Origin of the sequence: Paractinoplanes abujensis, assembly GCF_014204895.1 — a bacterium.
In the GTDB taxonomy this organism is placed as follows: Bacteria; Actinomycetota; Actinomycetes; order Mycobacteriales; family Micromonosporaceae; genus Actinoplanes; species Actinoplanes abujensis.
The window spans coordinates 5,780,332-5,792,502 of sequence record NZ_JACHMF010000001.1 but is presented as its reverse complement, the minus strand read 5'-3'; the positions used below and the strand labels follow the sequence as shown (position 1 = coordinate 5,792,502).

The window sequence follows — 12,171 nt, the reverse complement described above, 5'->3', positions numbered from 1 at the left end:
ACCTACGCCGCATGAGTGAAGGCCGCCCCACCAGCCATTCCAGGGTCACGTTGAGCCGCATCATGACCGCGGTGGACGTCAACCTGTACGGCACCGTGCACGGCGGCGTCCTGATGAAGTTCGTCGATGACGTGGCCGGCGCGGCGGCGGCCCGGCACAGCGGCGGCACGGCGGTCACGGCCGCGATCGACGAGATCGTGTTTCTCGAACCGGTACGCGTGGGTGATCTCGTGCACGCGTACGCGCAGGTCAACTGGACGGGCACCAGTTCGATGGAGGTCGGCGTCAAGCTGGCCGCGGAACGCTGGGATGTGGTCGCCGCCGAGCCGCTGACCGTGGCGACGGCCTATCTCGTGTTCGTGGCGGTGGATGTGGCCGGCCATCCGAGGAACGTGCCTCCGGTGTTGCCGGAGAACGTGGACGACGAGCGCCGGTTCCGCGAGGCTTTGATCCGGCGGGAGCATCGCCTGGCCCGGCGGGCTGCCATCCAGAAGGCCAGGGAAGACTGAGTCAACGTTAAGGTGATCGCATGACGGGCGCAGTGTTGTGGCAGCCGCCGGCGGATGTTCGCGAAACGTCCCGGATCGGGCACTATCTGTCCTGGCTGGAGCGGGAGCGCGGTCTGGCGTTCGCCGATTACGCGGCCCTGTGGCGGTGGTCCGCCGACGACCTGCCCGCGTTCTGGCAGTCGATCGCGGATTACTTCGAGGTGATCTGGCACGACCCGCCCTCGGGTGTGTTGCCCGACAGCGCCATGCCGGGCGCGAAGTGGTTTCCCGGCGCGACCCTCAACTACGCCGAGCATGTGCTGCGCATGCCCGGCCTGGCCGCCGACGACCCGGTGGTCTTGGCCTACTCCCAGTCGCGCGAGCCGATCGAGCTGACAAAAAGCGACTTACTGGAACAAGTGCGCATCGTGCGGTCGGGGTTGAAAGCGCGCGGAGTGGCCCGGGGGGACCGGGTCGCCGCCTATGCCCCCAACATCCCCGAGACCTACGTCCTGATGCTCGCCACCGCCAGCCTGGGCGCGATCTTCTCGAGTTGCGCCCCCGAGTTCGGCGTACGCAGCGTGATCGACCGCTGGCAACAGATCGAGCCCAAGGTCCTGGTCGCGGTGGACGGCTACCGCTACGGCGACAAGCCGATCGACCGCACCGACGAGGTGGCGGCGATCCGAGCGGCCCTCCCGTCCCTCGAGCACGTCATCACCATCGGCTACCTCGACCCGGCCCGGGACACGTTCGGTGACCTCAAGGGCGACGACCCCATGGCGTACGAGAAGGTTGCCTTCGACCATCCGCTCTACGTGCTCTACAGCTCGGGCACCACGGGCCTGCCCAAACCGATCGTGCACGGCCACGGCGGCATCCTGCTCGAACACCTCAAGATGCTGGCCCTGCACCACGACCTCGGCCCCGGTGACCGCTTCTTCTGGTTCACCACCACGGGCTGGATGATGTGGAACTTCCTGGTCAGCGGGCCGGCCGTGGGCGCGGCCATCGTGCTGTTCGACGGCAATCCCGGCTTCCCCGACATGTCAGCCCTGTGGGACCTGGTCGACGAGGCCGGCATCACGTATTTCGGCACGTCGGCGCCGTTCCTGATGGCCTGCCGCAAGGCCGGGATCACGCCCCGCAAGGAGCGGCTCCGGGGCATCGGCTCGACCGGCGCGCCGCTGCCGCCCGAGGGGTTCGACTGGGTCTACGAGGCGGTCGGCCGTGACCTGCAACTGCAGTCGCTGTCCGGTGGCACCGATGTGTGCACCGGCTTCGTCGGCGCGGTTCCGCTGCTCCCGGTCGTCGAGGGCAAGATCGCCTGTCGCGCGCTGGGAGCCCGGGTCGAGGCGTACGACCCCGAGGGGCGCCCGGTGCTCGACGAGCTCGGCGAGCTGGTGATCACCGCGCCGATGCCCAGCATGCCGGTCGGCTTCTGGAACGACCCGGACGGCAAGCGCTACCGCGAGGCCTACTTCGACTACTTCCCGGGCGTGTGGCGGCACGGCGACTGGATCACCATCGGCGCCGACGGCTCGTGTGTGATCACCGGTCGCTCCGACGCGACGCTCAACCGTGGCGGCGTCCGGCTGGGCACAGCCGAGTTCTACTCCGTGGTGGAGAGCTTGCCCGAGGTCGCCGATTCCGTGGTCGTGCACCTGGAGCAGGAGGGCAACCCGAACGGCGAGCTGTTGCTGTTCGTCGTGCTCACCGAGGGTCTCGAGCTGGACGACACGCTGCGCAAGCGGATCGCCGGTGAGCTGCGCGCCGCGCTGTCCCCCCGGCACGTTCCGGACGAGATTCACGCCGTACGGGCGGTGCCTCGCACCCTGTCCGCCAAGAAGCTGGAGGTGCCGGTCAAGCGGATCCTCACCGGCACCCCGGTCGAGTCGGCGGCCGCCAAAGGCGCGCTCGCCAACCCGGAGTCCCTGGTCGCGTTCGAGGAGCTGGCCAAGCGAAGGGGAGCAGGCTAGGCCCTGTCCTGCCGATCACGCGGGGCTGCGGCGTGATCGGCAGGACAGGCCCTAGGCGACGACGAGCGTGACCTTCTCCGACTCGACCCGGCTGTTCGTCTTGACCGGGTCGAGGTTGGCGCAGAGCACGATCGACGCGCCCGCCACCAGCGGCGCGACCAGCCAGTCGATCGGATCGAAGTAGGGCGTCGCGTCGATCAGCATCCGGCCGCCCGGGGTGATGCCGAGCTCGGTGGCGCGCGCCTGGGCGGCCGCGATCACCTCGGCGTGCGTCCGGTTGCCGAGCGCCCGATCCTCGGCGGCGACCGGCGCCCCCGGGAAGTGGTCACCGAACTGGCGTACCTCGAGGACGTAGTCAGCGAAACCGTCCGGCAACTCGCGCAGCGGCATCGCGAAGGGGAGCAGGCCCGTCGCGTACCGGTCCGGGGCTTTTGTCACAGTGTTCTGATCCGGCGCGGTGAACAGCGCATCGGCCGACTCCGGGTCGTTGATCTTCGCCGTCACTCCGGCCGACCACACGCCGAGCAGGATCGCGGCCGTCTGCCAGTGCGGCGGCAGCGTCACCGCGGCCGTGTCGCCGCTGCCCAGCCCCAGACCGTCGACCAGCATGTTCGCGGTTTTCGCGACCCAGTTGTCCAGTGTCGCGCCGGACAATTCCGTCCGATCACCGCTCGCGTCGTCGTAGAACGTCAGCAGCGGACTCGCCGGATCGCGGCGCACCGCGGACGCCAGCACCTGCGGGATCGTCGTCTCCACCGGGACAACGATAGAGGGATTACCGTACGTAATCGATCCTGAACGGGCGATGAGAACAGCGAAACGCTTGGGACAAGGCGGTGTCGCGGTCACATGCGCGATGCATTGCGGGCGTACCCTTGCCAGTGGTCTGAATTACAACCTCTTTGGGAGTTGCCTCGTGACCGCCGGTCGCCCCCCGCGAGTGCTCGTCGACGCCACCAGCGTTCCCGCTGACCGAGGAGGTGTCGGCAGATACGTCGACGGCCTGCTCGGCGCCCTCGGGCGGATGGATCCCGACCGGGTCGATCTGGCCGTGGTGGCCCAGCGTTCGGATGCGGAGCGTTACAGCCGCATGCTCGACAACAAGGCTGAGGTGATCGCCGGCCCGGCCGCCGTCGCGCATCGCCCGGCCCGGCTGGCGTGGGAGCAGACGGGTCTGCCCCTGCTCGCCCAGCAGGTCGGCGCCCAGGTGCTGCACTCGCCCTTCTACACCTGTCCGCTCCGCGCCGGTTGCCCGGTCACGGTGACCGTGCACGATGCGACGTTCTTCACCGAACCGGAGCATTACGACAACACCAAGCGCACGTTCTTCCGCAGCGCGATCAAGACGTCGCTGCGCCGCGCGGCCCGGGTCATCGTGCCCAGCAAGGCCACCCGCGACGAGCTGATCCGGCTGCTGGATGCCGACCCGACCCGCATCGACGTGGCCTATCACGGCGTCGACCAGGCGGCCTTCCACGCGCCCACCGAGGAGGAGAAGGCGCGCGTGCGGGCCCGGCTCGGCCTCACCGACGCCGGCTATGTCGCGTTCCTCGGGGCCAAGGAGCCGCGCAAGAACGTGCCCAACCTGATCCGCGGCTGGGCCCGCGCGGTCGCCGACTGGCCGCACCCGCCCGCGCTGGTGCTCGCCGGCGGCCAGGGTCACGACGACGAGATCGACCGGGCCGTGGCCGAGGTGCCGTCCCACCTGCGCCTGCTGCGCCCCGGCTACCTGCGGTACGCAGACCTGCCCGGTTTCCTGGGCGGCGCGCTGGTTGCCTGCTACCCGTCGTTCGGCGAGGGCTTCGGCCTGCCGATCCTCGAGGCGATGGCGTGCGCGACTCCGGTCCTGACGACCCCGCGGCTCTCGCTGCCCGAGGTCGGCGGCGACGCTGTCGCGTACACGACAGAGGATGCCGACCGGATCGCCACCGACCTGGCTGACCTGCTGCACGACGAGCCTCGCCGCCTCACGTTGGCCAAGGCGGGCTTTGATCGGGCCAAGGAATTCACCTGGGCGTCGAGCGCGGAAGTGCACGTCACAACCTGGAAACGAGTCGCGGCCCTCTGACCTTTACACTCTGTGCGCATGAGCGATCAACTCGACGGCCTGTACGGCGTGGTTCTGGCGGGCGGGACGGGCACCCGGCTGTGGCCGCTGTCGCGTGCCGGGCACCCCAAGTTCCTGCATCCGCTGACCGGCACCGATGCGTCGCTGCTGCAGGCCACGGTCGACCGGCTCGACCTGCTGGCCCCGATGGACCACATCTTCGTCGTCACCGGCGTCGCCCACGCGGCCGCCGTGTCGCGGCAGCTCGAGTCCATCCCCGAGGCGAACGTGCTGGTCGAGCCGTCGCCGCGTGACTCCTGCGCGGCGATCGCCCTGGCCGCGGCGGTGATCGCCCGGCGTAACCCCGAGGCGATCATGGGGTCGTTCGCGTCCGACCACCTGATCTCCGACAAGGAAGGCTTCACCGAGGTCATCCAGAAGGCGATGGTCGGCGCCCGCGAGGGGCTGCTGATGACGCTCGGCATCACCCCGACCCGCCCCGAGACGGGCTACGGCTACTTGCAGTGCGGCAGCGCGATCGGCGACGGCCCGGTGCTTGCGGTCGAGGAGTTCAAGGAGAAGCCGACGTACGACGTGGCCGAGGGCTACGTGAAGTCGGGCAACTACCTGTGGAACGCCGGCATGTTCGTGTGGCGGGTCGACGCGTTCCTGGCCGAGCTGACGCGGCAGCAGCCCCAGCTCGCGTCGGGCATCTCGCGCATTGCGCAGGCCTGGGAGACGGGCGCCCGCGAGGAGGTGCTGGGCGAGGTCTGGCCGACCCTGCCGCGCATCTCGGTCGACTACGCGGTGATGGAAGGCGCGGCCACTGTCGGCCGGGTCGGCACGGTCACCGGCGACTTCGGCTGGAACGACGTCGGCGACTTCCACACGCTGGGCGAGGTGCTGGCGGCCGACCCGTCGGGCAACGTGGTCGTGGGTCACGACCTGGAGCAGAAGTCGGGCGTGCTGCTGCGTGAGACCGAGGGCCTGGTGGTCGTGCCGACCCAGGGCCGTCTCGTCGCCGCCATGGGCGTGCGCGACCTGGTCATCGTCGACACCCCCGACGCCGTCCTGGTGATCCCGCGCGAGCGCGCGCAGGAGGTCAAAAGCCTGGTCGACGAGCTCAAGGAGCTCGGCCAGCACGGCTACGTCTGAAGCCGGGCCAAAGCCGGAGGGATCTGCTGGGCCGTGCCCGACGCGAGCGGGCTCGGCAGGTCGTCGGGAGTGAACCAGCCCAGCTCGGCCGATTCCTCGCTGATCTGTTCGCGCGTGCCCGCCGGGCAGCGCAGCAGGAACCGAACGTCGTAGTGCACCGAAGGCGTCGCCGGCTCGCCGTCGGCGGCGCCGCAGCGCACCTCGTGCACGTCGATGTCGATCGGCGTCTCGTCCAGCACCAGGCCCGAGATGCCCGACTCCTCGGTGGCTTCGCGCAGCGCGGCCGCGGCCAGGGTGGCGTCGCCGGCCTCGCAGTGCCCGCCCAGCTGCATCCATTTGCCCAGGCGGCCGTGCAGGCAGAGCAGCACCCGCCCGTCCCCGTCGACGATCAGCGCGCTGGCCGTGACGTGACCGGCCCGATGGGCGCGGGTCAGCGCGACCGGTCCGTCGGCCAGCAGCTCCAGGGTCCGCTTCCGGGCCAGGGCGGCCTCGTCGGAGGTGGGCCGCCAGGTTTCCAGCCGCCGGACAGCGTCCGCATGCAACGTCAACGTGACTCCTCAGTGCCGGAGAGCTCGAGGCGGATGCCGTCCTCGTGGGGCAGTGACAGGGTGACGATCGATTCGGCGGCCAGGGCGGCCCGCAGCCGGTGTGCGTCGGCGCCCAGCCGCATCCAGCCCGCGGGCGACATGTCGCGGGTCCGCAGGTGCAGCGCGGCCGTGGCGCCGCTGCCGGCGATCGCCTCGTCCGGCGCGACGACGATGGCGGGGGAGAGCGCATCGGCGACGGCCGCCGCGGCCCGGTCGACGGCGGCCGGGTCGACCGGGCGGCCGGGCAGGGCGCCGTCGGGCAGCTGGGCCGCGTCGCGCAGCCCGGCCGTGCGGGCCTCGGCCGTGCCCAGGCTGAACATGTCGGACGCGGCGTCGCGCAGCAGCACCGCGGCGCCGTCCGCGTCGCGGATGCCGGAGCGCGGGTAACCCCGCACCACGGCCACCGGCACCTGATCACATTTGCCCTTGACGAGCTCGCCCGCCGCGGCCAGCTCGTCGATCACCGCCATCTGGGTGATCTCCAATTCGTTCCCGTACGGGTCGGTCTCGCCCCGATGGTCGCGGATCGGCTCGATGCCGGCCGCGCCCAGGGCCACGTCGGTCAGCCCGTTGCGCCAGGCCCGGCCCATGGTGTCGGAGACGATGACGCCCACGTCGAGCCCGCGGGCGCGGAAAGCCGCCCGTAACTGCCGGGCCGACGCGTCGGGATCGGCGGGCAGCAGCACGAGGTGGGTCTTGTCGACGTTCGAGGCGTCGATGCCGGCCGCCGCCATCACGAACCCGTGGTGGGTCTGCACGATGGTCGTCGGCCCGCGCCGCGCCACCACCCGCGCGGTCTCCGCGGCCAGCACCTCGCGGCGGGCCTCCTCGCGCTCGGGCCCGTCGGCGGGCACCTCGGCCAGCCGCCCCTCCGCCTTCGACACGATCTTGCTGGTGACCACCAGCACGTCCCCGTCGGCCAGCCACGGCGCGGCCGCGCTGATCAGCTCGGCCAGGTCGTCACCGGCCACGATGTGGCCCATCCCGCGCACCGGCAGGATCTCCAGCCCGTCCGTCACGACCCCGTCCCCCTCTGCGGTGAGTGTCCCGCCCAGCTTGACCGACGAGGCCGTGAACCGCGACACCGCCCCCGGAGTAGCGCTGATCACTCTCCGAGGGCGGCGAACCGTTCGGTCGGCTCGACAGCGTCGCCGTGTACAGCAGTGGTTCGGCGAGCCCGGGCCGGGTTCTTGACCACCCGCGCCGGCCGCTGTCTAGGCGACTCCCGCCAGGGCCAGCGCGTCCTTCACCATCTGAGCTGTGGTCTCCTCCGACGTCATCCACAGCGGGACAGCGCGGGTCTCGACGCCGGGGACCTCGACGCCGGCGTCGGACGTGTCGACCAGCCAGCCGTCGAGGATGCCGCCGGCCGAGCGCGCGGCGTAGAGGCCGCCGACGCCCGCTGCGGAGACGTCGACCTGCACAGTGGCCAGGCATTTGTCGGCCATGCCGCGGATCGGGGAGTCGCCGATGATGGGTGAGACGCCCACGACCGGCGCCGGGCCGGTGGCCACGGCGTCGCGGATCGCGCCCACGGCCAGAATCGGGGCGATGCTCACCACGGGATTGCTCGGCGCGACGAGCACCACGTCGGCCCCGGCGATGGCCTCGAGCACGCCGGGCGCCGGCCGGGCCGCCTCGGCCCCGACGAACACGAACCGGTGGGTCGGCAGGTCACCGCGGTAGCGCACCCACCACTCCTGGAAGTGGATCGCCTTGCGCTCGCCCTCGACGTCGACCACCACGTGAGTCTCCAGGCGGTCGTCGGTGGCCGGCAGCAGCGTCACACCGGGCTGCCAGCGGGCGCACAGGGCGGCCGTGACCTGCGACAGCGGATAGCCGGCGGTGAGCATCCGGGTGCGTACGAGGTGGGTGGCGGTGTCTTTGTCGCCCAGGCCGAACCATGACGGCTCGGCGCCGTAGGCGGCCAGCTCCTCCTTCACCACCCAGCTCTCGCCGACCCGGCCCCACCCGCGCTCGGGGTCGTGCGCGCCGCCCAGCGTGTACATCACGCTGTCGAGATCGGGGCAGATCTGCAGGCCGTGCATGCGCACGTCGTCGCCGACGTTGACCACGGCGGTGACCTCGGCGCCGAGGCCACGGGCATGGGCGCGCACACCGGCCAGGAACTTCGCGCCGCCGATGCCGCCGGAGAGGACCACGATCCGCATGTCAGCCATCCTCCCGCACCGGTATGACAGAACGCGCCGCCGGGTATCGGAGCGCGTGCCAGACCGGTCTACCCTTAGCCGACCTCACCCACCGTCATCAGGGAGAAGTTCCGTGACCAGCCAACCGCAGCCCGCGCCGGGCGAGGGCAAACCGGCGGGGCAGTTCCTCCGCCCGCTGCGTGATCTCGCGGCGTACGCGCTTGTCGGCGCCCCTGCCCTGCTGCTCTTCGTGGCCGTCATCCGGCTGATCCCGGACGGCGAGAACCAGTTCGGTTACCGCACGCAGGACAGCTTCTACGGCTTCGTCAACACGGCGACCGTGTTCATGCCGCTGGCCGCGGTGCTGCTGGCGGTGCTGGTGCAGCCGCGCCACCCCAAGGCGTCGCTGATCACGCTGATCGCCGTCGTGGAGTACGCGGTGATGGCGCTCTTCGGCGTGCTCTTCGGGCTGCTGATCGGCCTGATCAACCACGCCTCCAACAACGGCGCGCGGATCGCGTTCGAGGAGCTGCTGGTGCGCGCGGCGTGGCTGAGCCTGCTCGGCGTGGCGGGGTATGCGACGTTCCGCCTCTGGCAGGGTCTGTTCCAGGTGGCCAAGCCCAAGCAGCAGCCCGGGGTCTACGGCCAGCCCGCCTACGGGCAGCCGGGCACCTACCCGGGCCAGCCCGGTTACGGCCCGCCGCCGCAGCCGCAGCAGCCGGGCTTCGCCCCGGGCAGCTACCCGCCGCCGGGCGCGCCGCCGCAGCCGGGCTACCCGCAGGGCTATCCGCAGCCCCAGCAGCCCTCGCAGTACGGGCAGCCGCAGGGCCAGCCGCCGGCGTGGAACCAGCCCGCCACCCCGATGCCCGCGTCGGCTCCGCCCGCGCCGCCGGCCTCGGGCCCGCCCGGCCCGTTCGCGCCGCACCCGGCCCCCACCACGGCGTTCCCGCAGTCCCAGTTCACCGAGCCGACCCGGACGGCGCCCGCCGCGACACCCCCGGGCGACGACCGCACCGAGAAGATCCCGGAGGACCGCCCCGGCTTCGGCCCGGCCGACGAGGACCCGCCGCGCCGCTGACTCGTGTCCTATGCCACTGCGGTTGCCCCGGTTCGCCCGGGGCAGCCGCAGGGTTTCCGGCCTAGGCTGCTGGGGTGGCAGAGGTCAGCACGGTCGGAAAAGGGCCCACAGAAGCGAGCATCCGGCGCGCCCTGCGCCGCGCCGCCGACGGCAAGGCGGTCGACGCCGAGGAGGCGACGGCCCTGCTGGCGGCGACGGGCGACCAGTTCGACGAGTTGCTGACGATCGCCGGCACCGTCCGCGACGCCGGTCTGCGCGAGGCCGGCCGGCCCGGCGTGGTGACGTATTCCCGCAAGGTCTTCATTCCCCTGACCCGGCTCTGCCAGGACAGGTGTCACTACTGCACGTTCGCCACGGTGCCGCATCGCCTGCCCGCGGCCTTCCTCGAGCGTGACGAGGTGCTCGAGATCGCCCGCCAGGGCGCCGCCCAGGGCTGCAAGGAGGCTCTGTTCACGCTGGGCGACCGGCCCGAGGAGCGCTGGCCCGCGGCCCGGCAGTGGCTCGACGAGCGAGGTTACGACTCCACCCTCGACTATGTGCGGGCTTGCGCGATCGCCGTGCTGGAGGAGACGGGCCTGCTCCCGCATCTCAACCCGGGCGTGATGAGCTGGGCCGAGCTGCAGCGGTTGAAGCCGGTCGCGCCCAGCATGGGCATGATGCTCGAGACCACCGCGACCCGGCTGTGGTCGGAGCCCGGCGGTCCGCACTTCGGCTCTCCCGACAAGGAGCCCGCCGTTCGGCTGCGGGTTCTCGACGACGCCGGCCGCGTGGGCGTGCCGTTCACCACGGGCATCTTGATCGGCATCGGGGAGACCCCGGCCGAGCGGGTCGACGCGCTCTTCGCGATGCGTCGCGCGGCCCGCGAGTTCGGTCACATCCAAGAGGTCATCATCCAGAATTTCCGCGCCAAGCCCGACACGGCGATGCGCGGCATGCCCGACGCCGAGCTGCGGGAGCTGGCCGCCACGGTGGCCGTGGGCCGCATCATCATGGGCCCCCGGGCCCGCGTGCAGGCCCCGCCCAACCTGATCGACGCCGAGTTCGCGCTGCTGCTGCGGGCCGGCATCGACGACTGGGGCGGCGTGTCGCCGGTGACGCCCGACCACGTCAACCCGGAGCGCCCGTGGCCCCAGATCGACCTGCTCCGGGCCCGGTCGGCCGAGGCGGGCTTCGAGCTGCGCGAACGTCTGACGATCTACCCGGAATACGTCCGCCGCGGCGCCGAGGGCTGGCTCGATCCCCGGCTCGCGACCCACGTGGCCGCGCTGGCCGGTCCGGACGGGCTGGCCCGCGAGGACGCCGAGGTGGTGGGCCGTCCCTGGCAGGAGCCCGACGAGGCGTACGGCTCGGGCCGCACCGATCTGTTCGCGACGATCGACACCGAGGGGCGTACGGGCGACCGGCGCTCCGATTTCGATCATGTCTACGGCGACTGGGCCGAGGTGGCCGCGCACATCACTACCGACACGCGGGCCAGCCTGCCGCAGGATGTGCTCACCGGGCTCAAGCTGGCCGCCTCCGACCCGGCCAAGCTGCTGCTGCCCGAGCACGAGGACGCCGCGATGGCGCTGTTCAACGCGGACGGCGAGGCCCTCGACGAGCTCGCCCATATCGCCGACGACCTGCGCAAACACGTCAACGGCGACGACATCACGTACGTGGTGAACCGCAACATCAACTTCACCAACGTCTGCTACGTCGGGTGCCGTTTCTGCGCGTTCGCCCAGCGCGAGAAGGACGCCGACGCCTATCGCCTCTCCGTCGACCAGGTGGCCGAGCGCGCCGCGCAGGCCTGGCAGGACGGCGCGTCCGAGGTCTGCATGCAGGGCGGCATCGACCCCAAGATGCCCGTGACGGCGTATGCGGACCTGGTGCGGGCCGTCAAGCAGCGCGTCCCCGGCATGCACGTCCACGCCTATTCGCCGATGGAGATCGTCACCGCCGCGGCCAAGGCCGGTGTGCCCGTGCGCGAGTGGCTGGCCGAGTTGAAGGAGGCCGGGCTGGGCACGATCCCCGGCACCGCGGCCGAGATTCTCGACGACGAGGTGCGCTGGGTGCTGACCAAGGGCAAGCTCCCGGCCAGCGCCTGGGTCGACGTGGTGAGCACCGCCCACGAGCTGGGCATCCGGTCGAGCTCCACGATGATGTACGGGCATGTCGACCACCCACGGCAGTGGCTGGGTCACTTCCGCGTGCTGGCCGGCATCCAGGACCGTACGGGTGGCTTCACCGAGTTCGTGGCGTTGCCGTTCATTCACACCAACGCGCCGATCTACCTGGCCGGCATCGCCCGCAACGGCGCGAGCTGGCGGGAGAACAGGGTCGTGCACGCGATGGCCCGGGTCCTGCTGCACGGCCGCATCGACAACATTCAGTGCTCGTGGGTGAAGCTGGGCGACGAAGGCACTCAGGTAATGCTCAACGGGGGCTGCAATGATCTTGGCGGCACCCTGATGGAGGAAACGATCTCACGTATGGCGGGTTCCGAGCACGGATCGGCACGAACGGTCGCTGAGCTGAAGGAACTTGCGGCGGCCGCGGGTCGCCCGGCCGTGGAGCGGACGACAATCTACGGTCGACGCTAGGTCACAAATCGGGTTAAATAGGACGTAGTCGGGCCGCGCTGCGTTACTTTCCGGTGCCCCGGAGAGATATGGCAGGAACGGGACCGCGACGCGCCGAAGCGT

General features: G+C 71.1%; 10 protein-coding genes. 6 read left to right on the top strand and 4 right to left on the bottom strand.

Annotation, left to right across the window (positions count from 1 at the left end):
• The first annotated feature begins 11 nt into the window (after window positions 1-11).
• Window positions 12-509: an acyl-CoA thioesterase gene (locus BKA14_RS26385; RefSeq protein ID WP_184953534.1), complete on the top strand. Its 498-nt coding sequence runs from the start codon at window positions 12-14 to the stop codon at window positions 507-509.
• 20 nt (window positions 510-529) lie between these two features.
• Window positions 530-2,467, top strand: coding sequence for an acetoacetate--CoA ligase (locus BKA14_RS26380; protein ID WP_184953533.1), 1,938 nt, complete (start codon window positions 530-532; stop codon window positions 2,465-2,467).
• 51 nt (window positions 2,468-2,518) lie between these two features.
• On the opposite strand, the gene BKA14_RS26375 is transcribed toward BKA14_RS26380, so the two are convergent.
• Window positions 2,519-3,223: a TIGR03089 family protein gene (locus BKA14_RS26375; RefSeq protein ID WP_184953532.1), complete on the bottom strand. Its 705-nt coding sequence runs from the start codon at window positions 3,221-3,223 to the stop codon at window positions 2,519-2,521.
• 160 nt (window positions 3,224-3,383) lie between these two features.
• Between BKA14_RS26375 and BKA14_RS26370 the strand changes: the two genes are divergently transcribed.
• Together BKA14_RS26370 and BKA14_RS26365 are read left to right on the top strand one after the other, a co-directional pair.
• Window positions 3,384-4,535 (top strand): glycosyltransferase family 4 protein, encoded by a 1,152-nt coding sequence (locus BKA14_RS26370; protein WP_184953531.1) that lies wholly within the window; start codon window positions 3,384-3,386, stop codon window positions 4,533-4,535.
• Window positions 4,536-4,553: 18 nt separating this feature from the next.
• Window positions 4,554-5,669, top strand: coding sequence for a mannose-1-phosphate guanylyltransferase (locus BKA14_RS26365; protein ID WP_184953530.1), 1,116 nt, complete (start codon window positions 4,554-4,556; stop codon window positions 5,667-5,669).
• On the opposite strand, the gene BKA14_RS26360 is transcribed toward BKA14_RS26365, so the two are convergent.
• The 3 genes from BKA14_RS26360 to cofD form a co-directional block, all read right to left on the bottom strand.
• Window positions 5,660-6,217, bottom strand: a complete 558-nt coding sequence (locus tag BKA14_RS26360; RefSeq protein ID WP_184953529.1) for an NUDIX hydrolase — start codon at window positions 6,215-6,217, stop codon at window positions 5,660-5,662. The genes BKA14_RS26365 and BKA14_RS26360 overlap by 10 nt on opposite strands.
• Window positions 6,214-7,239: a coenzyme F420-0:L-glutamate ligase gene (locus BKA14_RS26355; RefSeq protein ID WP_221478078.1), complete on the bottom strand. Its 1,026-nt coding sequence runs from the start codon at window positions 7,237-7,239 to the stop codon at window positions 6,214-6,216. The genes BKA14_RS26360 and BKA14_RS26355 overlap by 4 nt, the downstream gene beginning before the upstream one ends.
• Before the next feature lie 231 nt (window positions 7,240-7,470).
• Window positions 7,471-8,427, bottom strand: coding sequence for a 2-phospho-L-lactate transferase (gene cofD, locus BKA14_RS26350; RefSeq protein ID WP_184953528.1), 957 nt, complete (start codon window positions 8,425-8,427; stop codon window positions 7,471-7,473).
• A gap of 112 nt (window positions 8,428-8,539) precedes the next feature.
• Here cofD and BKA14_RS26345 point away from each other — a divergent pair, with 112 nt between their 5' ends.
• Both BKA14_RS26345 and BKA14_RS26340 read left to right on the top strand, forming a co-directional pair.
• Window positions 8,540-9,484 carry a hypothetical protein gene (locus BKA14_RS26345; protein ID WP_184953527.1) on the top strand — a complete coding sequence of 315 codons (945 nt, stop codon included), beginning with the start codon at window positions 8,540-8,542 and terminating at the stop codon, window positions 9,482-9,484.
• A 74-nt stretch (window positions 9,485-9,558) separates the two neighbouring features.
• Window positions 9,559-12,069 carry a bifunctional FO biosynthesis protein CofGH gene (locus BKA14_RS26340; protein WP_184953526.1) on the top strand — a complete coding sequence of 837 codons (2,511 nt, stop codon included), beginning with the start codon at window positions 9,559-9,561 and terminating at the stop codon, window positions 12,067-12,069.
• The last annotated feature ends 102 nt before the right edge of the window (window positions 12,070-12,171 follow it).

Excerpts from the sequence above, each read along its gene's own strand:
- BKA14_RS26355 (WP_221478078.1), bottom strand. The coding sequence starts at position 7,239 with ATGGGCCACATCGTGGCCGGTGACGACCTGGCCGAGCTGATCAGCGCG.
- BKA14_RS26365 (WP_184953530.1), top strand. The coding sequence starts at position 4,554 with ATGAGCGATCAACTCGACGGCCTGTACGGCGTGGTTCTGGCGGGCGGG.
- cofD (WP_184953528.1), bottom strand. The coding sequence starts at position 8,427 with ATGCGGATCGTGGTCCTCTCCGGCGGCATCGGCGGCGCGAAGTTCCTG.
- BKA14_RS26380 (WP_184953533.1), top strand. The coding sequence starts at position 530 with ATGACGGGCGCAGTGTTGTGGCAGCCGCCGGCGGATGTTCGCGAAACG.
- BKA14_RS26385 (WP_184953534.1), top strand. The coding sequence starts at position 12 with ATGAGTGAAGGCCGCCCCACCAGCCATTCCAGGGTCACGTTGAGCCGC.